The organism is Streptosporangium sp. NPDC002544 (assembly GCF_040295965.1).
Classification (GTDB): domain Bacteria; phylum Actinomycetota; class Actinomycetes; order Streptosporangiales; family Streptosporangiaceae; genus Streptosporangium.
Map to the genome: position 1 here is coordinate 306,982 of NZ_JBEOWJ010000003.1, position 20,639 is coordinate 327,620.

General features: G+C 70.3%; 23 protein-coding genes. 11 read left to right on the forward strand and 12 right to left on the reverse strand.

Annotated features, from left to right (window positions below; translation table 11 throughout):
• Window positions 1–91: 91 nt before the first annotated feature.
• Window positions 92–1,303 carry a radical SAM family heme chaperone HemW gene (gene hemW / locus ABT061_RS06165; protein ID WP_350913235.1) on the forward strand — a complete coding sequence of 404 codons (1,212 nt, stop codon included), beginning with the start codon at window positions 92–94 and terminating at the stop codon, window positions 1,301–1,303.
• A gap of 13 nt (window positions 1,304–1,316) precedes the next feature.
• On the opposite strand, the gene ABT061_RS06170 is transcribed toward hemW, so the two are convergent.
• From ABT061_RS06170 to ABT061_RS06180, 3 genes are read right to left on the reverse strand one after another with little or no spacing between them, the layout of a single operon-like run.
• Window positions 1,317–1,967: a DUF4870 domain-containing protein gene (locus ABT061_RS06170; RefSeq protein ID WP_350913237.1), complete on the reverse strand. Its 651-nt coding sequence runs from the start codon at window positions 1,965–1,967 to the stop codon at window positions 1,317–1,319.
• Window positions 1,968–1,991: 24 nt separating this feature from the next.
• Complete coding sequence (locus ABT061_RS06175; RefSeq protein ID WP_350913239.1) at window positions 1,992–2,807, reverse strand: DUF3097 domain-containing protein; 816 nt, start codon at window positions 2,805–2,807, stop codon at window positions 1,992–1,994.
• 58 nt (window positions 2,808–2,865) lie between these two features.
• On the reverse strand, window positions 2,866–3,606 hold the full coding sequence (locus tag ABT061_RS06180; protein ID WP_350913240.1) for a hypothetical protein: 741 nt from the start codon (window positions 3,604–3,606) through the stop codon (window positions 2,866–2,868).
• Between the two features lie 183 nt (window positions 3,607–3,789).
• Here ABT061_RS06180 and hrcA point away from each other — a divergent pair, with 183 nt between their 5' ends.
• The 3 genes from hrcA to ABT061_RS06195 are packed head-to-tail and all read left to right on the forward strand — an operon-like array spanning window position 3,790 to window position 6,722.
• Window positions 3,790–4,803, forward strand: coding sequence for a heat-inducible transcriptional repressor HrcA (hrcA, locus tag ABT061_RS06185; RefSeq protein WP_350913439.1), 1,014 nt, complete (start codon window positions 3,790–3,792; stop codon window positions 4,801–4,803).
• A 14-nt stretch (window positions 4,804–4,817) separates the two neighbouring features.
• Window positions 4,818–5,957: a molecular chaperone DnaJ gene (gene dnaJ / locus ABT061_RS06190; RefSeq protein WP_350913242.1), complete on the forward strand. Its 1,140-nt coding sequence runs from the start codon at window positions 4,818–4,820 to the stop codon at window positions 5,955–5,957.
• 33 nt (window positions 5,958–5,990) lie between these two features.
• Window positions 5,991–6,722 carry a 16S rRNA (uracil(1498)-N(3))-methyltransferase gene (locus ABT061_RS06195; protein WP_350913244.1) on the forward strand — a complete coding sequence of 244 codons (732 nt, stop codon included), beginning with the start codon at window positions 5,991–5,993 and terminating at the stop codon, window positions 6,720–6,722.
• Window positions 6,723–6,864: 142 nt separating this feature from the next.
• Here the strand turns inward: ABT061_RS06195 and ABT061_RS06200 are convergent, their stop codons facing one another.
• The gene (locus ABT061_RS06200) at window positions 6,865–7,560 is read right to left on the reverse strand and encodes a hypothetical protein (protein WP_350913246.1); all 696 of its coding nucleotides are present in this window, start codon (window positions 7,558–7,560) and stop codon (window positions 6,865–6,867) included.
• Entirely contained in the window at window positions 7,557–8,036 is a 480-nt protein-coding gene (locus ABT061_RS06205; RefSeq protein ID WP_089209491.1) for a SigE family RNA polymerase sigma factor, read from the reverse strand. Before ABT061_RS06205 ends, ABT061_RS06200 begins: the two co-directional genes overlap by 4 nt.
• 282 nt (window positions 8,037–8,318) lie before the next feature.
• On the opposite strand from ABT061_RS06205, the gene ABT061_RS06210 reads away from it, so the two are divergent.
• The 7 genes from ABT061_RS06210 (at window position 8,319) to era (ending at window position 14,006) form a co-directional block, all read left to right on the forward strand.
• On the forward strand, window positions 8,319–8,669 hold the full coding sequence (locus ABT061_RS06210) for a histidine triad nucleotide-binding protein (RefSeq protein WP_030903982.1): 351 nt from the start codon (window positions 8,319–8,321) through the stop codon (window positions 8,667–8,669).
• A 92-nt stretch (window positions 8,670–8,761) separates the two neighbouring features.
• On the forward strand, window positions 8,762–9,826 hold the full coding sequence (locus ABT061_RS06215) for a PhoH family protein (protein WP_350913248.1): 1,065 nt from the start codon (window positions 8,762–8,764) through the stop codon (window positions 9,824–9,826).
• Between the two features lie 55 nt (window positions 9,827–9,881).
• Window positions 9,882–10,364: an rRNA maturation RNase YbeY gene (ybeY, locus tag ABT061_RS06220; protein ID WP_343979833.1), complete on the forward strand. Its 483-nt coding sequence runs from the start codon at window positions 9,882–9,884 to the stop codon at window positions 10,362–10,364.
• Window positions 10,361–11,662 (forward strand): hemolysin family protein, encoded by a 1,302-nt coding sequence (locus ABT061_RS06225; protein WP_350913250.1) that lies wholly within the window; start codon window positions 10,361–10,363, stop codon window positions 11,660–11,662. The genes ybeY and ABT061_RS06225 overlap by 4 nt, the downstream gene beginning before the upstream one ends.
• Window positions 11,663–12,045: 383 nt before the next feature.
• Window positions 12,046–12,654, forward strand: coding sequence for a hypothetical protein (locus ABT061_RS06230; protein WP_350913252.1), 609 nt, complete (start codon window positions 12,046–12,048; stop codon window positions 12,652–12,654).
• A gap of 81 nt (window positions 12,655–12,735) precedes the next feature.
• Window positions 12,736–13,068 (forward strand): cytidine deaminase-like protein, encoded by a 333-nt coding sequence (locus tag ABT061_RS06235; RefSeq protein ID WP_350913254.1) that lies wholly within the window; start codon window positions 12,736–12,738, stop codon window positions 13,066–13,068.
• Between the two features lie 17 nt (window positions 13,069–13,085).
• Complete coding sequence (gene era, locus ABT061_RS06240) at window positions 13,086–14,006, forward strand: GTPase Era (protein WP_350913256.1); 921 nt, start codon at window positions 13,086–13,088, stop codon at window positions 14,004–14,006.
• 80 nt (window positions 14,007–14,086) lie between these two features.
• On the opposite strand, the gene ABT061_RS06245 is transcribed toward era, so the two are convergent.
• From ABT061_RS06245 to ABT061_RS06275, 7 genes are all read right to left on the reverse strand, one after another.
• The gene (locus tag ABT061_RS06245) at window positions 14,087–14,803 is read right to left on the reverse strand and encodes an urease accessory protein UreD (protein ID WP_350913258.1); all 717 of its coding nucleotides are present in this window, start codon (window positions 14,801–14,803) and stop codon (window positions 14,087–14,089) included.
• A gap of 96 nt (window positions 14,804–14,899) precedes the next feature.
• Window positions 14,900–15,568, reverse strand: coding sequence for an urease accessory protein UreG (gene ureG, locus ABT061_RS06250; RefSeq protein ID WP_350913260.1), 669 nt, complete (start codon window positions 15,566–15,568; stop codon window positions 14,900–14,902).
• Between the two features lie 27 nt (window positions 15,569–15,595).
• Window positions 15,596–16,273, reverse strand: coding sequence for an urease accessory protein UreF (locus tag ABT061_RS06255; RefSeq protein WP_350913262.1), 678 nt, complete (start codon window positions 16,271–16,273; stop codon window positions 15,596–15,598).
• Window positions 16,274–16,301: 28 nt separating this feature from the next.
• Window positions 16,302–18,029 carry an urease subunit alpha gene (locus ABT061_RS06260; protein ID WP_451934983.1) on the reverse strand — a complete coding sequence of 576 codons (1,728 nt, stop codon included), beginning with the start codon at window positions 18,027–18,029 and terminating at the stop codon, window positions 16,302–16,304.
• Window positions 18,007–18,333, reverse strand: a complete 327-nt coding sequence (locus ABT061_RS06265; RefSeq protein WP_350913266.1) for an urease subunit beta — start codon at window positions 18,331–18,333, stop codon at window positions 18,007–18,009. Before ABT061_RS06265 ends, ABT061_RS06260 begins: the two co-directional genes overlap by 23 nt.
• A gap of 22 nt (window positions 18,334–18,355) precedes the next feature.
• Complete coding sequence (locus tag ABT061_RS06270; RefSeq protein WP_343978549.1) at window positions 18,356–18,658, reverse strand: urease subunit gamma; 303 nt, start codon at window positions 18,656–18,658, stop codon at window positions 18,356–18,358.
• A 139-nt stretch (window positions 18,659–18,797) separates the two neighbouring features.
• Window positions 18,798–20,354 (reverse strand): endonuclease/exonuclease/phosphatase family protein, encoded by a 1,557-nt coding sequence (locus ABT061_RS06275; RefSeq protein ID WP_350913268.1) that lies wholly within the window; start codon window positions 20,352–20,354, stop codon window positions 18,798–18,800.
• Between the last annotated feature and the right edge of the window lie 285 nt (window positions 20,355–20,639).

The window sequence follows — 20,639 nt, forward strand, 5'->3', positions numbered from 1 at the left end:
GCGGTGGTTTGACCGATGAACGGCCGGCGGCGGGCGCTCCACGGCCGGGGCGACGTCCCGGGCATCGCGTGGGGAGCGGCAGACTTGGGGCGTGCCATCCACACTTCCCGACGGGGATCCCGTACCCGCCTCGGGCGAACTCCCCGAGAGCGCGCTCGCCGGACTCGGCGAGCGGCCCTTCGGCTTCTACGTCCACGTGCCCTTCTGCGTGACCCGGTGCGGTTACTGCGATTTCAACACCTACACGGCCTCGGAACTCGGTCCCGGCGCCGCGCAGCGGGACTACGCGGACACCGCCGTCGACGAGGTGCGGCGGGCGCGGGCCAACCTCGGCGCCGCGCGCCTCCCGGTCGAGACAGTGTTCTTCGGCGGGGGCACCCCGACCCTGCTACCGGCCGGAGACCTGGTACGGATCCTGGGGGCGATCGAGGAGGAGTTCGGGCTCGCTCCCGGCGCCGAGGTGACCACCGAGGCCAACCCCGAGTCGGTGGACCCCGCCTACCTGGCGGAGCTTCGCGAGGGTGGGTTCAACCGGATGAGCTTCGGGATGCAGAGTGCCCGTGAGCACGTGCTCGCGGTGCTGGACCGTCGCCACACCCCCGGCCGCCCGGCGCGGGCCGTACGGGAGGCGAGGCAGGCGGGGTTCGAGCACGTCAACCTTGACCTGATCTACAGCACGCCGGGGGAGAGCGACGACGACTGGCGTGCTTCGCTGGCCGCGGCGATCGAGGCGGGACCCGACCATGTCTCCGCGTACTCGCTGATCGTCGAGGACGGGACGAGGCTGGCCGCCAGGATCAGGCGGGGTGAGCTCCCGATGCCCGACGACGACGTGGCCGCCGACCGTTACCTGATCGCCGACGCCATGCTGGCCGAGGCGGGGTTCGAGTGGTACGAGGTGTCCAACTGGGCGACCTCCGAGGCCGGGCGATGTCGGCACAACCTGCTCTACTGGACCGGCGGAGACTGGTGGGGCGTCGGTCCGGGGGCGCACAGCCACGTCGGCGGCACCCGCTGGTGGAACGTCAAGCACCCCGCCGCCTACGCCCGGCGACTGGCCGCGGGCACCTCGCCCGCCCAGGCGCGAGAGGTGCTGGGGCCCGGGGACAGGGCGGTGGAGCGGTTGATGCTGGAGCTGCGGCTCGCCCAGGGCTTCCCGCTCGGGGAGCTCGACCGCCCCCGGGTGGTCGCCCGCGCGCTGGCCGACGGCCTGCTGGAGACGGAGCCGTTCAAGGCGGGCCGGGCGGTGCTCACCCTGCGCGGCCGCCTGCTGGCCGACGCCCTGGTCCGCGACCTCACCTGAGCTCCGGCCCCGGTCAGCTGACGAAGCGGATGCTCATCGGATAGCGGTGGTTCTCCCCCCGGTTGGCCGCCACCGCGGCGATGACCATCATGATGATCGACCCGATCCAGACGAGGAACATCAGCACGAAGCCGATGAGCACGAACGCCAGGACCATGCAGACGAAATAGGCGATCATCACCGTGAGCTGGAAGTTGAGGGCCTCGGCGGCCTGGTCCCGCACGTAGGGTGACTCGTCCTTCTTGGCGAGGTAGAGCACCAGCGGGCCGACGAAGCTGGTCAGCAGGCCCAGCAGGTGGGCGAGCATCGCCATGGTGGTGTCGTCACTGCCGGGCCGCGGGCCGTAGGTCCCCGGCGGCGCCTGGTAGCCGTGACCCACCGGCCGGCCGTACCCGCCGTACTGGGCGTATCCCTGGTAGCCGTGACCGCTCGGGTCGTACGGGGGGGAGGGGTAGCCCTGGCCCGGCTGCCCGTAGCCCTGGCCCGGCGGCGGGGCGCTCTGGCCGGGCATGGTGTATCCAGGCGTCGTGTATCCAGGCGTCGTGTGGCCCGGCGTCGTGTGGCCTGGCATGGTGTATCCGGGTGTCGTGTGGCCGGGCGGAGGATCGCCGATGCGCCGCTCCGTCCGGTCCTCGCCCGGTGAATCCCCAAGGTTCTCGTTCATGGCCCCTCCTGATGGGTTGACGGCCTAGCCATCCTCGCCGGGAACCGTGACGAAGTCGATCAGCTCTTCGACCGGACCGAGCAGCTCGGGCTCCAGATCGGCATATGTCGTAACCGATCCGAGGATGCGGCGCCACGCGTCGCCGGGTTCCGTCTTCCAGCCCAGCGCGGCGATGACGCCCTCCTTCCAGGACACGCCGCGCGGCACCGACGGCCAGGAGGAGATCTTGAGCGTGTGCGGCTTGACCGCCTGCCAGACGTCCACGAACGGGTGCCCGACGATCAGCACGTGCGGGGAGGAGATCCGCGCGGCGATCCGGCTCTCCTTGGAACCGGGGACCAGGTGGTCGACGAGCACACCCAGGCGGCGGCCAGGGCCCGGTCGGAACTCCTCGACGACGGCGGGCAGGTGATCGACCCCCTCCAGATACTCCACGACCACCCCCTCGACCCTCAGGTCATGGCCCCAGACCTTCTCCACGAGCGCGGCGTCGTGCACGCCCTCCACGTATATCCGGCTCTCCCTGGCCACCTGGGCCCGCAGGCCCTCCACCGCGATGGAGCCCGACGCGCTCCGCCTGGGGCCACGTGGCGCGGCGGCCGGGCGCACGAGCGTCACCGCCTTGCCCTCCAGGAGGAACGCGGCGGGCTCCAGTGGGAAGACCCGCCGGCGGCCGAAGCGGTCCTCCAGGGTGACGGCCTCCTTGTCGCAGGCCACCACGGCGCCGCAGAAGCCGCCGTCGGCGTCCTCGACGACCAGATCGAGTTCGGCGGGAACCTGGGGAATCCCCCCTCTGCGGGGGCGCCGCCAGTCTCCCGCCAGAACGTCACGCTCGTACATCACCGACCGCCCACCGTCTCTCGCAAAGGATCACGTGGGACGCTAGCAAACGCCACGGTCACCTGCCGTAGGGTCCCGGCGCTCCCCACTGCCCCGCCGACGCGGCGGCCCTGCGCTTGCGGACGTTGCTCCGCTTCACCAATACGACGATCGTCACGATGATGGCCAGCAGGATCCCGATGCCGGGCACCGCGAACAGGGCGATCACCCCGCCGACCAGTGATCCGGCGGAGAGTTCCCGGCCCACGCCGAACGTGGTGCCCTCCACGGGGTCGGCGGTACAGGTGACCTGGTAGTCGCCTGCCTGCTCCACGCCGATCTGCAGGCCCATCTCCCAGACGACGCCGTCGGAGCCCGCCACGGTCTGCTGGACGAGCGGCTTCTGCAGGCTGGGCGTGCCGGTGCCGCCGGTCAGCGTGCACTCGAAATTGGTGGGTCCACTGGTGGAGACATAGATGGCGGGCTTGTCGGCCGGGTCGAGCGTGACCGTCGTGTTTTCGCCGGGGGCGAACGTCTTCGTCGGCGCCGCGCTGGTGACCGCGCCCAGCACGCCACCGGCGAAGCCGCCGATGCCGACGATGATGCTGACCAGGGCGAGCAGCCATACCCCGACGATCCATCCGATACCGGGCTTGATCTTCCCGGTGGGGGGCGGGCTCTGCGGGGCGCCGTAGCCGGGAGGTGCGTAACCGTAGGAGGGGCCGTTCTGGTGGGGCTGCTGGCCATACGGCTGCTGGGGGGAGCCGTAACCGGGGCCGCGGGAGGCGTCGCCCGGAAAAGAACCAAAATCGTTGGACATGTACGAATTGTGATGGGAACCGGTTGAAACGCGATAGCAGTTGACTTGCCAATGGCTTGGCGTCATCATCCGCACCTCTTGCTTATCGCGCCTTCCGCACGGGGGCCGTACACTTGGCACTCGGGAACACAGAGTGCCAGACCTCGTGTTTCCCATCTGAACGCAGGCAGGGAGGTGACCACGTTGGTCGACGACCGGAAGCTCGCCGTGCTTCGCGCCATCGTCGAGGACTACGTGTCCACCAACGAGCCGGTGGGCTCCAAGGCTCTCGCGGATCGGCACAGTCTGGGGGTGTCCCCGGCGACGATCCGTAACGACATGGCGGTGCTGGAGGAGCAGGGCTACATCGCCCAGCCCCACACCAGCGCCGGCCGGGTGCCCACGGACAAGGGCTACCGGCTCTTCGTTGACCGGCTCTCGCAGGTGAAACCCCTGTCGAGCGCGGAGCGCAAGGCCATCGAGAGCTTTCTCGCGGGTGCGGTGGACATCGACGACGTCGTCATGCGAACGGTGCGGCTGCTTGCCCAGCTCACCCGGCAGGTCGCCGTGGTGCAGTACCCGACGCTGACCAACTCGACGGTCCGGCACGTCGAGCTGGTGCCGCTGAGCGAGCGCCGGCTGATGTTCGTGCTCATCACCAACACCGGCCGGGTGGAGCAGCGCGTGGTCGAGCTGCCCGACGTCGTGGACGAGCAGCGGGTGGCCCATCTGCGAGCGATCCTCAACACCTCCCTCGACGGGTGCGGGCTCACCGGCGTTCCCGACAAGGTCGCCGACCTGCCGGAGCGGCTGCCCGCCGAGGACCGGCCGCTCGCGGCCACGATCCTGTCCGTGCTGCTGGAGTCCCTGGTGGACAGGCACGATGAAAAGATCGTTTTTGCCGGGGCCGCCAACCTCGCGGGAGCCGACTTCACGGTCGGGCTCCGCGATGTGCTGGAGGCGCTGGAAGAGCAGGTCGTGCTCATGCGACTGCTCGGTGAGACCTCCGACCTGTCGGCGCTGACCGTGCGGATCGGCTCGGAGAACCCCTACACCGGACTCCAGGGCACGTCGATCGTCGCCGCCGGATACGGTTCTGGGGACAAGCAACTGGCCCGGCTAGGTGTGCTGGGCCCAACGCGGATGGACTATCCGGTCACGATGGGCGCGGTGCGCGCGGTGGCACGCTACGTCAGCCAGATCCTGGCTGCATCATAAGAGGTCAACTAAAAGTGGCTAAGAGCGACTACTACGGCACCCTCGGGGTGCGCCGTGACGCCAGTGCGGAAGAGATCAAGAAGGCGTACCGACGTCTGGCGCGCGAACTGCATCCTGACGTCAACCCCGACCCCGAGACTCAGGAGCGCTTCAAGGAGATCACACAGGCCTACGAGGTCCTGTCCGACTCCAGCAAGCGGCAGATGTACGACATGGGGGCCGACCCGTTCGCCTCGGGCGGTGCGGGGGCCGGAGGCTTCGGTGCCGGTTTCCCGTTCAGCGACATCATGGACGCCTTCTTCGGCGCAGCCGGTGGCGGCGGCGGTCGCGGCCCCCGCTCGCGTGCCCGTCGCGGACGCAACGCCACCATCCGGGTCGAGCTCGACCTGCGCGAGTCGGGCTTCGGCACGACCCGTGAGCTGGTCGTCGACACCGCGGTGGTCTGCGAGGTCTGCACGGGTTCGGGCGCCGCCGCAGGCACCCACCCCGACACCTGTGACATGTGCCATGGCCGGGGCGAGGTCTCCCAGGTCACCCGCTCCTTCCTCGGCCAGGTCATGACCTCACGGCCCTGTCCCCAGTGCGGCGGCTTCGGGTCGATCATCCGTCACCCCTGCCAGGAGTGCTCCGGCGACGGCCGGGTCCGTACCCGGCGGACCATCAAGGTCCGCATCCCGGCCGGGGTGGAGGACGGCACCCACATCCAGCTCGCCGGAGAGGGCGAGATCGGCCCAGGTGGCGGCCCGCCCGGCGACCTGTTCCTGGAGATCGTCGAGCGCCCCCACGAGATCTTCGAGCGGCGCGGCGACGACCTGCACTGCACGGTGCAGATCCCGATGACCGCGGCCGCGCTCGGCACCGTCCTGACCATGGAGACGCTCGACGGAGCCGAGGAGCTGGACATCCGTCCCGGTACGCAGTCGGGGCAGACGATCCCGCTCTACGGCCGCGGTGTGCAGCGCCTGAACGAGACCGGTCGTGGCGATCTGCTGATCCACGTGAACGTGGAAACCCCCTCCCGTCTCGATACGGCACAGGAGGAGCTGCTGAGGGAGCTCGCCAAGCTCCGCGGCGAGGAGCGCCCGCCCGGCAAGTTCGCCCCCGGGCAGCAGAGTTTCTTCTCCCGGCTGCGGGACGCCTTCAATGGCCGCTGACCCGGACCGCTCCCGCTCACGCCCCGACGGCTCATGACCGTTCCGGTCTTCCTGGCCGAACCCACCGACCTGGCCAGGCCGGAGTTCGTCTTCGGCGGCCCCGAAGGGCGCCACGCGGCGGCCGTACGGCGGCTGCGGGCCGGGGAGCGGCTTGACCTGACGGACGGGGCGGGCTCCGTCGCCGAGTGCGTGGTGATCGAGGCGGGCAAGGATTCGCTCCGGGTCCAGGTACTGCGCCGTCACGAGGTGCCCGTGCCGTCCCCGCGTCTGGTCGTGGTCCAGGGGCTGCCCAAGGGCGACCGGGGCGAGCTGGCCGTGGAGATGATGACCGAGGCGGGGGTGGACGTGATCGTCCCCTGGGCCGCGGCCAGGTGTGTCACCCAGTGGAAGGGCGAGCGCGCGGCCAAGGCGCTGGCCCGCTGGCGCTCCACGGCGCGTGAGGCGGGCAAGCAGTCACGTCGCTTCCGCCTGCCCGAGGTGACCGAGCTCGCCTCCACCGCCGGGGTCGCCGCCCTGCTGTCGGCGGCGGCGCTCGGCGTCGTGCTGCACGAGGAGGCCGCCTCCCCGCTGTCCGGCCTGCCGCTCCCCGCGGGCGGCGACATCGTCGTGGTGGTCGGCCCGGAGGGCGGGGTGTCGCAGGAGGAGATCGCCGTCTTCCGCGAGGCCAAGGCGGTGCCGGCGCTGCTCGGGCCGACGGTGCTGCGTACCTCGACGGCCGGGGTCGTCGCGGCGGCGGTGCTCCAGGCACGCAGCGGCCGCTGGTGATCCCCGGCCGACGGTCCTGAGCCCTGCGCCCGGCGCCTTCCGCCTACCGCGTCGGGCACCGTGGCACGCCGCGGCTCCCTCCTCCGCCTCGGGAGAGGCCGTCTGACCGATCCTCGGCACGCCGGGATCCGCCGGACAGGGCCTAGCTGCTGACCGGGGTCGGCACGGGGATGCTCGCCTCCGTCGGCATCGGGGGCGACGCGTCATCGGACGGCCCGCACTCATCGGCCGAGCACGGGCTCTCCGAGGGAGCCGACGGTCTCGCCTTCGTCGGCGTGGGGGTCGCCTCGGCCTCCTCGCACTGCTTGGAGATCCCGCTGGGGTCGACCGGCGGTTCGTCGAGGGGGGTGGGGCAGGTGGGCGTCGGCGTCGGCCTGGGAGCCGACGGTGCCGGGGTCGCCCTGGAGGTCGGCCTCGTGCTGGGCGTCGTGCTCCTGGACGGTGTGGGCGTCGGCGGGAGCGTGCCGTTGCCCGCCTCCGACTTGCCGACGGCGGGGAGCTGGGCGGGGCCGGACGACGGCTGGGACGGAGCCGGGGGCCTTGAGGTGGCTGATCCGTCCGGCGGGGGAGTGGACTCGGTGAAGTTGACCGTGCCGGTGCTCACCTGGGGGATCACCTGTTCGCGGAACTGGGGGACCACCATGACGATGGTCGCCGCGACGAGGAGCGCACCGGCGACGGAGGCTCCGGTCCGCCACCACGTCAGCCAGCGGAGCCCACGTCGCTCGATACGGGCGCGAATTATCTCCAGCCCGTCAGGGGAGGGAACGACCGAGTTCGCCTCCGCGCTGAGCGCACGGCGGAGCAGCTCGCCGTACTCATCCGGGGAGTCGGTCATGACAGTTGCTCCAGTGAGGTTCGTAGGGCGGCCATGCCGCGAGCGGTGTGGCTCTTGACCGCGCCTTTGCTGATGCCCATCGCGTGGGCGATCTGCGCCTCGGACAGGTCTCCGTAGTAGCGCAGGACCAGGGCCTCCCGCTGGCGCGTGGGCAGCCCGCGGAGCGCCTCGATGACGGCGGAGCGCTCGAACTCGCCGATCGCCCCGTTCTCGGCGCTCGGCGCGTCGGGCATGCCCTTGGGCGCGTACTTCTCGACGACCGCCCGGTGCCGAAGCACCGAACGTGATCGGTTCACGACCGACTGTCGCAGGTAGGCCAGTGCCTTGTCGGTGTCGCGCAGGCGACGCCAGGCGCCATGGATGGCGACGAACGCGTCCTGCACGACTTCCTCCGCGGTCGCCATGTCGCGAACGAGGAGTACGGCGAGACGGACAAGAGACCGATAGTGCGCGCTGTAGAGCGCGGTAACGGCCATGTCGGCATCCCACCCGACGGGCGCCGCCCCGAGCGATCTGTCTGCCACGAGGGTCTCGGTGGTCACATCAGTGGGACGCTCGGCCTTCCCAGAGGGTTTACGCTCTTCCGGTTCATTAAGGGGCATGACCCAGTCGTGTCCTCGCCAGGCGGCCATATGGTGCTGTGCGCAAAGGCTGTCTTGGTTGAAGTTTTGCACAACCACCATATCCGGGCGGATCTTTGTTTGCCGACGGGAACCATCACCGATTCACAACGTCCTCGGCGGTAAGGTGCCTGCATGGTGAGCGAAGCCGACTGCCTGTTCTGCAAGATCGTGGCCGGGGAGATCCCCGCGGAGATCGTCTATGAGACCGATCGCACGCTGGCCTTCCGCGACGTCAACCCCCAGGCGCCGACCCATGTGCTGGTGGTCCCCAGGGAGCACCATCGGGACGCCGCGGCGCTGGCGGCCGCCGACCAGGGGCTGGCCGACGACGTGCTCAAGACCGCGCACGCGGTCGCCAGTCAGGAGGGAGTCGCGGAATCGGGCTACCGGCTGGTGTTCAACACCGGACCCGAGGCCGGTCAGACCGTCTTCCACGTGCATGGACACGTGATCGGGGGGCGCGGGCTGAAGTGGCCGCCCGGCTGAAAACCGGCAAGCGCGATCCTGGCGATCACGGATACGATGGCGTTGAAGTTCCACGCCTATATCTGGAGGCGAACAGGCCGTAGGGCCAGCTCATGTCCGAGACAAACGATTCCAGCAGAACGTCGCCGAGGTCCAGAGGTTCCAGCCGGACTCAGGCAAAGGTGGTGATTCCGGACGATCAGTCGATGGTCAGCCTGCTGGGCTCGCGCGATGAGCTGTTGCGCGTCATCGAGGGCGCCTTTCGCGCCGACATCCACGTCCGGGGCAACGAGATCACCGTCACCGGCAGCCCGGAGGAGAGCAGCACCGTGGTGCGGCTCTTCGAGGAGATGTCCGAACTCGTCCGCGGAGGCGCGCAGCTCACGGTCGACGCGGTCGAGCGCAGCATCGCCATGTTGCGGATGACCTCCGACCGTCCCGCCGAGGTGCTCTCGCTGGACATCATCTCCTCGCGGGGCCGGACCATCCGCCCGAAGACCGTGAACCAGAAGCGGTACGTCGACGCGATCGACAAGTTCACCGTCGTCTTCGGCATCGGCCCGGCCGGCACGGGCAAGACCTACCTCGCGATGGCGAAGGCCGTGAAGGCCCTCCAGGAGAAGAAGGTCAACCGGATCATCCTCACCCGCCCCGCGGTCGAGGCGGGCGAGCGGCTGGGCTTCCTGCCGGGAACGCTCTACGAGAAGATCGACCCTTACCTGCGCCCGCTCTACGACGCGCTGCACGACATGCTCGATCCCGAGTCGATCCCCCGGCTGATGGCCGCGGGCACGATCGAGGTGGCCCCCCTCGCCTACATGCGAGGCCGCACGCTCAACGACGCCTACATCATCCTGGACGAGGCGCAGAACACCTCGCCGGAGCAGATGAAGATGTTCCTGACCCGGCTGGGGTTCAACTCGAAGATCGTCGTCACCGGCGACGTCACCCAGGTCGACCTGCCGAACGGCACGCAGAGCGGTCTGCGGGTCGTCCAGGACATCCTCGAAGGCATCTCTGACATCCACTTCAGCCGTCTGACCAGCGACGACGTGGTGCGCCACAAGCTGGTGGGCGACATCGTGGACGCGTACGGGCGCTATGACGAGACGCAGCGCCAGCGCGCGCCGCAGCAGATCAAGGGCATGGTCAAGCAGCGTCCTCGGGAGAGGACATGAGCGCGGAACGATTCCGGAGCGGGTCGCGCGGCACGGGGGAAGCAGGGGGGGACCTGTGAGCGTCGAGGTCAACAACGAGTCCGGCGTCGAGATCGACGAGGGGCTCATCGTCTCGCTGGCCGGGCATGTGCTGGAGCGGATGGGCATCAACCCGCTCGCCGAGCTGTCGATCCTGGTCGTCGACGAGGAGACCATGTCGGTTCTGCACGAACGGTGGATGGGGGAGCCGGGCCCCACGGACGTGCTCGCCTTCCCGATGGACGAGCTGCGGCCGGGACCGGGCGCGGGGGCACGGCAGGAGGGTGACTCGCCCACCGACCCGGCGCTCCTCGGTGACGTGGTGCTCTGCCCGCAGGTGGCCGCCAAGCAGGGGGCCGAGGCCGGGCACGGCACCGAGGCCGAGCTGGAGTTGCTGTGCACGCACGGCATCCTCCACCTGCTCGGCTACGACCACGCCGAGCCCGAGGAGCACAAGGAGATGTTCGGCCTTCAGGGCGAGCTTCTGGAGTCGTGGCAGGAGGTGCGCCCCCAGCGGTGAACCTCGCCAACGGGTGGTTGTTCTCCGCCGTCGTCCTCGTCGTGGTCGGCGGGTTGATCGCCAGCGCGGAGACGGCTCTGACTCGTATCTCAAGGGTTCGCGCGGAGGAGTTCGTCCGTGACGGCCGCCGGGGCGCGGTGCGTCTGCAGGCCATCGTCGCCGACCCGCCGCGCTACCTGAACCTCCTGCTCCTGCTCCGGCTGAGCTGCGAGCTGGTCGCCACGGTGATCGGCACGCTGCTCTTCATCGACTGGCTCGGGGACCAGGGCTGGGCCTACGCCGCGGCGGCGGCGGTCATGATCGTCATCAGCTACGTGATCGTCGGGGTCTCCCCGCGCACGCTGGGCCGCCAGCACGCCGAGCCCATCGCGCTCGCCAGCGCCCCCGTGGTGTACGGCCTGACCCGGATCTTCGGCCCCCTGCCCAAGCTGCTCATCCTGCTCGGCAACGCGGTGACGCCGGGCAAGGGCTTTCGCGAGGGCCCCTTCACCTCCGAGGCGGAGCTGCGGGACCTGGTCGATCTGGCCGAGGAGCGCAGGGTCATCGAGCCAGACGAGCGGGAGATGATCCATTCGGTCTTCGAGCTCGGCGACACCCTGGTCCGCGAGGTCATGGTGCCCCGCACCGACATGGTGTTCATCGAGCGCGGCAAGACGCTGAGCCAGGCCATGTCCCTCGCGCTGCGCAGCGGTTTCTCCCGGATTCCCGTGGTCGGCGAGAACGAGGACGACGTCATCGGCATCGCCTACCTCAAGGACATCGCACGCCGGGTGCAGGACACCGGTGACGACGGGCGCGCCGAGCCGGTGGAGTCCATCATGCGCCCGGCCACCTACGTGCCGGAGAGCAAGCCGATCGACCAGCTGCTGCGCGAGATGCAGGCCCGCCAGATCCACCAGGCCATCGTCATCGACGAGTACGGTGGCACGGCCGGCCTGGTCACCATCGAGGACATCCTGGAGGAGATCGTCGGTGAGATCACCGACGAGTACGACCAGGAGGTCCCCAGGGTGGAGCCGCTCGAGGGCGGCGCGGTGCGGGTGACCGCCAGGCTCCCGGTGGACGATCTGGAAGACCTGTTCGGCATCGAACTGGAGGTCGACGACGTCGAGACCGTCGGAGGGCTGCTGGCACACGCGCTGGGCCGGGTGCCGATCGCCGGTTCCCAGGCGGTGGTGGAGGGTCTCAGCCTGACGGCGGAGAGCCTCGCCGGGCGCCGCAACCGGATCGGCACGGTCCTCGTCACCAGGATCGCCCCCGCGGAGCCCGACTCGGTCTCGGCCTCCCCCGACCAGTGACGGGTCGGGGCGGTGGATTCGCCCCAAGTCGTCCGCAAGTGCCCTGCAAGCGGCACGGGGGATGCTTCTCGCACGGCACCTGGTCGCGCGGGAGCCGGTGGGAGATTCCCGCGTCCGGAGGGGTTCGTGGCGCGCGGGTCGGCCCATGGGGGAGAAGAGTTCACGTAGGGCTTCGTGGCTGTCCTGCGTCACTCGCTTAGGGGTGTTCTCGACCGTGAAATACGGTTGAGGGCACCCTTAGGCGTTTCTTAATGATTGCCGCTTTTGCGGACGGGGAAGAAAGCGAATCGGCGAGGACGAGACGCCTCGCACATGACATCGGGGGGATGGTCATGACGCGGGGGATGAATATTGTCGCTTTTGTGGTGTTATGTGGATTTATCGTGGGCGGGGCGGCCGGATGCGCCGGCGGAGCGGGGGCCGGCGACGCGATGGACGGCGCCGCGGAGCTGAACCGGCTGCGGGGAGTGCTCGACGAGACGCGAGGGCTGCCCGACGGGTTCTCGGCCCGTCCGCAGGACGGCTGGCGCGCCCCGTTCCAGCCGGTGAACGAGGACTGCCGGCTCGTTCTCGACACCGCGGGAGGCAGGCCGCCGCAGCGGGCACTGGGGGCGCGGGCGGCCGTGACCTACCAGGGTGACGGGGTCGGGGAGCTGGCCGGATTCGGTCTGGCCTCCTACCGCGGTGACGACGCCGAGCTTCACTTCAACGAGCTCACGGAGGCGCTGAGCGGCTGTCCGGTCGCACGTGCCCAGGTGGCGGGCCGCGGCACCGCCCTTCGGGTCTCCCCCCTGAACCTGGCAGGGGTCGGTGACGAGGTGCAGGCCAGGCGGCTGAACGGCAGGCTGAACGGATATCCGTACGAGATGCACCTGGTGTTCGCCCTCAGCGGCCACACCCTGATCTCACTGGTGCACGCCGGTGTCAGGGACGTCGACGCCGAGCGCACCCGGGAGCTCGTCCGCCTGCTGGTCGACGAGGTCGCCGCCTGAGCGAGGCGGCAGCCGTGTCGTTTTGGTGCCGGGGCCGCACCCGTGTCGCCCTTGGCGCCGGGAGCTGAATACCCTTGTGCTGTGAGTGACGCGACCCTCGATCCCGAGGACAAGAAGATCATCGTGCTGGCCCGTTCCGCCCGTGCACGCAACGGAGCCGCCGAGGGCGCGGCCGTACGGGACGAGACAGGCCGGACCTACTCGGCGACCAACGTGGCGCTGCCGTCGCTGACCCTGTCGGCGATCCAGGTCGCCGTGGCGATGGCGGTGTCCGGTGGAGCGGAGTCGCTGGAGGCGGCCGCGCTGGTCACCGCGGGTGAGGGGCCCTCCGACGACGACACGCGGGCGGTCCGCGACCTGGGTGCCGAGACCCTGCTCGTGGCCGGTCCTGACGGGACACCGCGTCAGAGCTGAGTCCGGCATCGGCGACAATGGTTGACGTGAGTTCCTCAGCTGCTGATTTCCATGCCGGTTTCGCCTGCTTCGTCGGCCGGCCCAACGTCGGCAAGTCCACGCTGATGAACGCGTTGGTCGGCACGAAGGTGGCGATCACCTCCTCCAAGCCCCAGACGACCCGCCGGGCCATCCGTGGCATCGTGCACCGTCCCGACTCCCAGCTCGTCATCGTCGACACGCCGGGCCTGCACCGGCCCCGCACGCTCCTGGGTGAGCGGCTGGACAGCCTGGTGCTCTCCACCCTCACCGAGGTCGACGTGATCGGCTTCTGCGTGCCCGCCAACGAGCCCATCGGCAAGGGCGACCGGTTCATCGCCGAGAAGCTCGCGGGCGTCAAGAAGACCCCGGTGGTCGCCGTGGTGACCAAGTGCGACCTGGCGACCCGCGAGCAGATCGCCGCGCAGCTGCTCGCGGTCTCCCAGCTCGCCGAGTTCGATGACATCGTGCCGGTCTCCGCGCAGTCGGGTGAGCAGCTCGACGTGCTGGCCGACGTGCTGGTCCAGCGCCTGCCCCAGAGCCCGCCGCTGTACGAGGGAGGGCAGCTCACCGACGAGCCCGAGCAGGTGCTGGTCGGCGAGCTGATCCGGGAGGCGGCCCTGGAGGGGGTGCGCGACGAGTTGCCGCATTCGATCGCGGTGGTCGTCGACGAGATGCTTCCCAGACAGGGGCGTGACGACCTCCTCGACATCTACGCTCACATGTTCGTCGAGCGTCCGTCCCAGAAGGCCATCGTGATCGGGCACAAGGGCTCCCGGCTGAAGGATGTCGGCAGCCGCGCCCGCCGGCAGATCGAGGCGCTCCTCGGCACCCGCGTCTACCTCGACCTGCGCATCAGCGTCGCCAAGGACTGGCAGCGCGATCCCAAGCAGCTCCGCCGCCTGGGTTTCTACGACTGACGGTTCCCGGCACGGTGGCGCGAGCCGCGGCTGTGCGGGCCCGGCTCCCGAGGCCGTGGCAGTGCTCCCTCAGTGCTCCCTCAGCGGCGGTCGGTGATGGCCTCCTCTCCGTGCCCGAGCCGTCGCCGCAGCTCGACCGCGTCCCGGCCGAGCGCGGAGACCAGGGTGGCCAGCCCGGCCAGGGGCAGGGCGGCCCAGCCCTGGCCGACCACCGTCTCCGGCGCCCGGCCGGTGATCAGGATGCTGCCCACGCAGCGGGCGTCGCCGTAGACGGCGGGACTGCCGTCGATCTCCGGGTCGCCCACCACGAACTCCTGCCGGAGCAGCGGGACCCCTCCGAGAACGGCGTCGAAGCGTGAGTGGCAGCGTCCGGGGCGCTCGCCGTACCGGCCGAAGACGATCTCCTCGCGCCAGCGCACCCGTGCGTCCTCGGCCAGGTCGAGCCGGACGACCATGCGGTGCAGGCAGCCCGCCGCGAGCACCGTCGGTTCTGGCGCGAACCTGAGCGAGGCGCCCGCGCCGACCCGGGCCGTGATCGTCATCAGTGACTCGGCCCCCGCGGGGCCGGGCAGCACCAGAGTGCTCGCGACCGACCGCACCTCCAGTTCGGTTCCCGGCGCCACCTCGATGTCGAGGGCCAGATCGTCACCGCCCAGCGGACCCGCCGCGGTGGACACCAGATGCACCCGGCCGGGCGCGGTCGCCCGCAGCGTGAGCGGTGGGCCGGAACGCATCGTGGCGAGGACGGTCCGGCCGGCCGCGTCCCGCCGGGTGGCGATCGCCGCCCGTGCCCTCATCTCCCGCCGTCCTGCCTGCTCCGGCCGTGGTACGGACCCCGCCGGCGCCGGAGCAGGCAGGGCGGGTGCGGGGACCGGGTCGGTGCGGGGCATGGGTCAGGCGTGGGAGTGCTCGTGGGCCCAGGACTCGACGAGGCCGGTGACCCATTCGGAGACCGCGTACGCTCGTGGATCCTCCCTGATCGAGGTGAAAAGCACGGGTTTGCCGTCCCGTACGGCCGCCGCGTCGTGTGACATGACCGTGAGGTCCGCGCCGACCATCGGGGCCAGATCGGTCTTGTTGATCACGAGCAGGTCGGCCGTCGTCACGCCGGGGCCGCCCTTGCGCGGGACCTTGTCGCCGCCGGACACGTCCAGCACGAAGATCTGCCGATCTGCCAGGCCCCTGCTGAAGGTGGCGGTGAGGTTGTCCCCGCCGCTCTCCACGATCACCAGGTCGAGCGGGCCGAACCGCTCCTCCAGGGTCTCCACCGCGTCGAGGTTGGCCGCGATGTCGTCCCGGATGGCGGTGTGCGGGCAGCACCCGGTCTGCACGGCGACGATCCGCTCCGGGTCGAGCACGCCCGCCCTGCGCAGGAAGTCGGCGTCCTCGGTGGTGTAGATGTCGTTGGTGACCACGCCCAGGTGCATGAACGGGCCGAGCGTCCGGCACAGCGCCGCGGTCAGCGCGGTCTTGCCGCTGCCGACGGGGCCTCCGATGCCCAGGCGTAACGCCCGGCCGTGCGGGTCGGCCGCGTGGTGGTGGTCGTCGTGGTTGGCGCCCATGTGGGTCACCGTCCTTCCAGGTGGTCGTCAGGAGACGAAAAGCCGTAGATCCGCACGAATGTGTTGTTCGGCGAGCAGGTCGAGCGCGGGGGAGGCATGCGCGGGCAGCGCCTCCCAGCCGGTGGGGACGGTGGCCGCGACCCTTTCCAAGGCCGGGGCGAGATCGGCGAGCAGTCGGTGGACGGCGACGGGGTCGAGGCCGAGCAGCCGTACCGCCGCCGTGGCGGGCCCGGTGACGGAGGTGTAGGCCGCCGCGAGGGCGGCCTCGGCGGGGGAGCATCCCGCCACGGCCGCCACCGCGCCGAGCGCGAGGGGGTGGTGGGCGCCCTGGGGCAGCGCCCCGGCCAGTGTGTCGAGCACCGGGGAGGGCCAGATCCTCCGCGAGGTCCGCAGCAGCAGCCTGCCCTGGGTGCGGCTCGCCTCCCGCTGGGCGGGCGAGGAGATCCTGGCGTCCGCCTCCGCGTCCAGCCGCGTCCACTCCGGGCGGCCGGTCGCCGCGGGGGGAGACGCGCCGAGATCGCAGGCCGCGGCGGCGAGGGCGGCCGTCACCAGGCCCGCGGTGGCCAGCCGGCCCCGCAGGAAGGCGGCGAGGCCGGCGAGGTCGTGGATCGCGCCGATCCTGACCGCCTCCTCGGCGCCACCGGAGTGACCGTGCCCCCCGGCGGGCAGCCGGGAATCGGCCAGCAGCAGCAGCGCGGCGTTCATCTGGGGCTCCCTTCGGCCGGGCAGGAGATCAGAACAGGAAGTAGCGCTGGGTCATGGGCAGGGTCTCGGCGGGGGCGGGTTCGATCAGGTCGCCGTCGACGCTGACCGCGAAGGTGTCGGGGTCGACGTCGATCCTGGGCATGGCGTCGTTCAGCGGCATGCTCTCCTTGCCCCTGCGGCGGACGTCGGCCACCGGCAGCAGGCGCCTGCGTACGGCCAGCCGGTCGGCGAGGCCGTCCTCGATCGCCGGCGGGGCGACGAAGTGGACGGACGTGGCGGCGGCGGTGACCGGGGCGGCACCGAACATCGGGCGCGGCATGACCGGCTGCGGCGTCGGGATGGAGGCGTTCGCGTCGCCCATCTGGGCGTAGGCGATCACACCGCCCTTGACCACCAGGTTCGGTTTGATACCGAAGAAGGCCGGGTCCCACAGGACCAGGTCGGCCAGCTTGCCGGTCTCCACCGAGCCGACCTCGCCGTCCAGGCCGTGGGCCACGGCCGGGCAGATCGTGTACTTGGCGACGTAGCGCCGGGCCCGGAGGTTGTCGGCGGGGCCGTCACCCGGCAGAGCCCCCCGACGGCGCTTCATCACGTGCGCGGTCTGCCAGGTCCGGATGATCGTCTCGCCCACCCGGCCCATCGCCTGCGAGTCCGAGCCGATCATCGAGATCGCGCCCATGTCGTGCAGGATGTCCTCGGCCGCCATCGTGGACGGCCGGATCCGGGACTCGGCGAACGCCAGGTCCTCGGGGATGGACGGGTTGAGGTGGTGGCAGACCATCAGCATGTCGAGGTGCTCGTCGAGCGTGTTGACGGTGTGCGGGCGGGTCGGGTTGGTCGAGGACGGCAGGATGTTGCCGTAGGAGGCGACCCGGATGATGTCGGGCGCGTGCCCGCCGCCGGCTCCCTCGGTGTGGTAGGCGTGGATCATCCGGCCGCCGATCGCCGCCAGCGTCGACTCCACGAACCCGGCCTCGTTGAGGGTGTCGGTGTGGATCGTGACCTGGGTGCCGGTGGCATCGGCCACCGACAGGCAGGCGTCGATGGCGGCCGGAGTGGTGCCCCAGTCCTCGTGCAGCTTGAAACCGGAGGCTCCGGCGCGGAGCTGTTCCAGCAGCCCCTCGCGGCTGACCGTGTTGCCCTTGCCGAGCAGCGCGACGTTGATCGGGTAGGAGTCGAGAGACTCCAGCATCCGGGCGAGATACCAGGTGCCGGTGACGGTGGTGGCCTTGGTGCCCTCGGCGGGTCCGGTGCCGCCGCCCACGATGGTCGTCACTCCCGCGGCGAGGGCCTCGTCGAGGATCTGCGGGCAGATCAGGTGGACGTGGGAGTCGATCGCCCCGGCGGTCAGGATCTTCCCGTTGCCCGCGAGGATCTCGGTCGAGGGGCCGATCACCAGGTCCGGATGGACACCGTCCATGGTGTCGGGGTTTCCGGCCTTGCCGATCGCCACGATGCGGCCGTCCCTGACTCCGATGTCCGCCTTGACCACGCCCCAGTGGTCGAGGATCACCGCGCCGGTGATCACCAGGTCGGGCGCGCCCTCGGCCCTGGTGGTCCTGGCCTGGCCCATCGACTCCCTGATGACCTTGCCGCCGCCGAAGACCGCCTCGTCGCCCGCTCCGGCGGGCCCCGTCGACAGGTCCTCGGTGACCTCGATGAGCAGGTCGGTGTCCGCCAGCCTGATCCGATCACCGACGGTGGGGCCGTAGAGCGCGGCGTAGCGGGATCGTTCAATGAACACCGGGACTCCCATCGAGAGGTCCGGCCCATTCGGGACGGAGACCGGGGACGATCCGCAGCCCGCCGATCGGCACGAGGGTCACGTCGCGCTCCACACCGGGTTCGAACCGCACCGCCGTACCCGCGGGGACGTCGAGCCGGGTGCCCCAGGCCGCCTGGCGGTCGAACTCCAGGCCGGGGTTGCACGCGGAGAAGTGGTAGTGCGAGCCGACCTGGATCGGCCGGTCCGCGGTGTTGATGACGCGGACGGTGACGCGCTCGCGGCCCGGGTTGAGTGGGATGGGCGTGTCGCCGTACAGGATCTCGCCGGGTGTCATCGGCGCTCACCGCTCTTCGGGGTCACGGGATCGGCTGGTGGACGGTGACGAGCTTGGTGCCGTCGGGGAAGGTGGCCTCGATCTGCACGGACGACAGCATCTCGGGCACCCCCTCCATGACGTCGTCGCGGGAGAGCACCTTGCGCCCCGCCTCCATCAGTTCGGCGACGGTCCGCCCATCCCTGGCCCCCTCCATGAGGAAGGACGCGATGATCGCGGTGGCCTCGGGGTGGTTGAGCCGGAGGCCACGTGACCTGCGGTCGCGGGCGAGACCGGCGGCGACGTGGATGAGCAGGCGTTCCTGCTCGTGTGGTGTGAGCCGCATTCCCGGACCATAGGAACCGGTGGTTTCGGTGACGTTGCACGTCGATGTCGTGTCGGTTTCCAGGTGGCGCGGGCTGTACGGACGAAGGAAGGGCGGCATGGAGCCGCCCTTCCTCCGCGGGGAGGTTCGGTGCGCCGGGTCAACGCATCCTGAAGGTGGTCAGAACCGCGGCGTGGTCGGAGGTCCAGGCATTGCCGGAGTGGCCGGGGATGGGGGCGGGGGTGCCCTCGACCAGGGCGCTGGAGTCCAGCACCCGGAGATCGCCCGCGTAGTGTACGAAGTCGATCCGGTCCTGCGGCTCCGGCTCGCCCTTGTGGGCGTCGTGGCCGTAGCCGCCGGTGAAGGTCGGGTAGATCGGTGACCAGGTGATGCCGGGGGCGGCGACCGGGTCGGGGTGGGCGACCCGGTAGGAGTCCTTCAGGCCCGCCTTCTCCGGCAGGACCGAGGCGGGCCAGGCCACGGAGTCATAGCCGCAGCGCCTGGTCGCGGGCGTCCAGTCCAGGTGTGAGGGGGCGTTGAAGTCACCGGTCAGCAGGACGGGGGTCCGCTTCGCGTCCCGCAGGTCGGACTGCATGGCCGCGAGGACCGCGGTGATCTGCGGGGTGCGCCCCGAGGAGACCTCGTTGGCCAGGAGCCGCTCGTGGCTCATCTTCCCGAAGCAGGCGTCGTAGGGACCGTAGGGCGTGTAGCCGAGGTGGACGTTCCAGATGACGACGTCCTGCCTGTGCTGGTCGTCGACCCGGATCCTGGCGGTGATCCCGGCCAGTCCCGACGCGGCCGGGAGCGGGCCGCGCGAGGTGATCGGGTAGCGGCTGACGATGCCCAGGTCGTTCCCGGCCTGGAAGTGTTCCCACCCCAGCGCCTCGGCCAGTTCCTTCGCGGAGGTGCCGGAGGTCTCCTGCATACCGACCACGTCCACGTCGTGGTCGAGCAGGAACTTCAGCTGCTTCTCGCGGGCGCCCTTCACCTGGCTGCCGCCGTGCCAGAGGTTCCAGCTCATCGCCTTGAGGTCGGGCACGAGCTTGGCGCCCGGAACCCTGACCTCGATCGCCGCGGTCACCGAGGCGGTCTCGCCGGCGCCGTTGCGCGCCTCGATCCGCACGGCCGCGGGCCGGAGCGCGTCCGGCGGGCGCGGGGTGCCCGAGATGCTGCCGTCCGAGCCGACGGTGACCCAGCGGGGCCCGGAGATCTTGCGGAACGTCAGGCCCTCGGCGTCACCCCGGGTGAGGCCGCCGACGGTCGCGGCGTACGGCTTCAGCGCGCGGGCGTTGCGCAACGGGGCGCGGTCGCTGACGAAGTGCAGCGGTTCGGCGCTCACGATCTTCAACTTGACGGGCTGGGCGAGCCAGGCATAGCCGTCCTTGGCCAGGGAGTAGGCGACGTAGTCACCCGGTTCGAGACCGTCGGTGGGCAGCGTGGCGGTGCCGGAGCCCTCGGGGATGTAGACCCACTTCAGGGAGGGGCCGACGTATTTCTCGGCGACCGGGCCGTTGCCGGGGTCCGTATACAGGCCGATCCAGTTCTTCGGGTCGGGGCGGGGGGTGGAGTAGGTCAGGCTGATCGGTTCACCGGCCTTCACCGAAGCCGAGATGACGTTCAGCGTGCCGTCCGTGGCGGCGAAGGCAGGGACGTTCACCAGGCCGCTTGTCAGACCGAGTGTCACTACGGCTGCCGCCACCATGAATAACCGGCGCATTCAGGCTCCTTATGGGGTTCTTGAGGCGAGATAAGCCTGAAGCGCCCCGGTAACGGCATGGTGTATGACGACTGTCATTCAGATTGCGCGCACCGGAAACTCATTACCGCTGCTCAGTATCACGTCGATTCGTGATTTGTCTGTACAAGTGTGTGCAGCCTGTCTGCATCGCCGCGCTCTGTCACGGCGGTGATATGCCGGTAAACCGCAATTAACAACCGCGAACTAGGCGGGAAACCTCACTCAGTCACCTTGGCGGCAGATAGATCGGTGCGGGGGCCGTAC

What these genes read in the sequence shown, in the direction of transcription:
- ureG (WP_350913260.1), bottom strand. Translation starts at nt 15,568, where the DNA reads ATGGGCGCCAACCACGACGACCACCACCACGCGGCCGACCCGCACGGC.
- ABT061_RS06195 (WP_350913244.1), top strand. Translation starts at nt 5,991, where the DNA reads ATGACCGTTCCGGTCTTCCTGGCCGAACCCACCGACCTGGCCAGGCCG.
- ABT061_RS06215 (WP_350913248.1), top strand. Translation starts at nt 8,762, where the DNA reads ATGTCCGAGACAAACGATTCCAGCAGAACGTCGCCGAGGTCCAGAGGT.
- ABT061_RS06265 (WP_350913266.1), bottom strand. Translation starts at nt 18,333, where the DNA reads ATGACACCCGGCGAGATCCTGTACGGCGACACGCCCATCCCACTCAAC.
- ABT061_RS06180 (WP_350913240.1), bottom strand. Translation starts at nt 3,606, where the DNA reads ATGTCCAACGATTTTGGTTCTTTTCCGGGCGACGCCTCCCGCGGCCCC.
- era (WP_350913256.1), top strand. Translation starts at nt 13,086, where the DNA reads ATGGTTGACGTGAGTTCCTCAGCTGCTGATTTCCATGCCGGTTTCGCC.
- ABT061_RS06200 (WP_350913246.1), bottom strand. Translation starts at nt 7,560, where the DNA reads ATGACCGACTCCCCGGATGAGTACGGCGAGCTGCTCCGCCGTGCGCTC.
- ABT061_RS06245 (WP_350913258.1), bottom strand. Translation starts at nt 14,803, where the DNA reads ATGAGGGCACGGGCGGCGATCGCCACCCGGCGGGACGCGGCCGGCCGG.
- ABT061_RS06175 (WP_350913239.1), bottom strand. Translation starts at nt 2,807, where the DNA reads ATGTACGAGCGTGACGTTCTGGCGGGAGACTGGCGGCGCCCCCGCAGA.
- ABT061_RS06260 (WP_451934983.1), bottom strand. Translation starts at nt 18,029, where the DNA reads ATGGGAGTCCCGGTGTTCATTGAACGATCCCGCTACGCCGCGCTCTAC.
- ABT061_RS06275 (WP_350913268.1), bottom strand. Translation starts at nt 20,354, where the DNA reads ATGCGCCGGTTATTCATGGTGGCGGCAGCCGTAGTGACACTCGGTCTG.
- ABT061_RS06255 (WP_350913262.1), bottom strand. Translation starts at nt 16,273, where the DNA reads ATGAACGCCGCGCTGCTGCTGCTGGCCGATTCCCGGCTGCCCGCCGGG.
- ABT061_RS06170 (WP_350913237.1), bottom strand. Translation starts at nt 1,967, where the DNA reads ATGAACGAGAACCTTGGGGATTCACCGGGCGAGGACCGGACGGAGCGG.
- ABT061_RS06270 (WP_343978549.1), bottom strand. Translation starts at nt 18,658, where the DNA reads ATGCGGCTCACACCACACGAGCAGGAACGCCTGCTCATCCACGTCGCC.
- ABT061_RS06205 (WP_089209491.1), bottom strand. Translation starts at nt 8,036, where the DNA reads ATGGCCGTTACCGCGCTCTACAGCGCGCACTATCGGTCTCTTGTCCGT.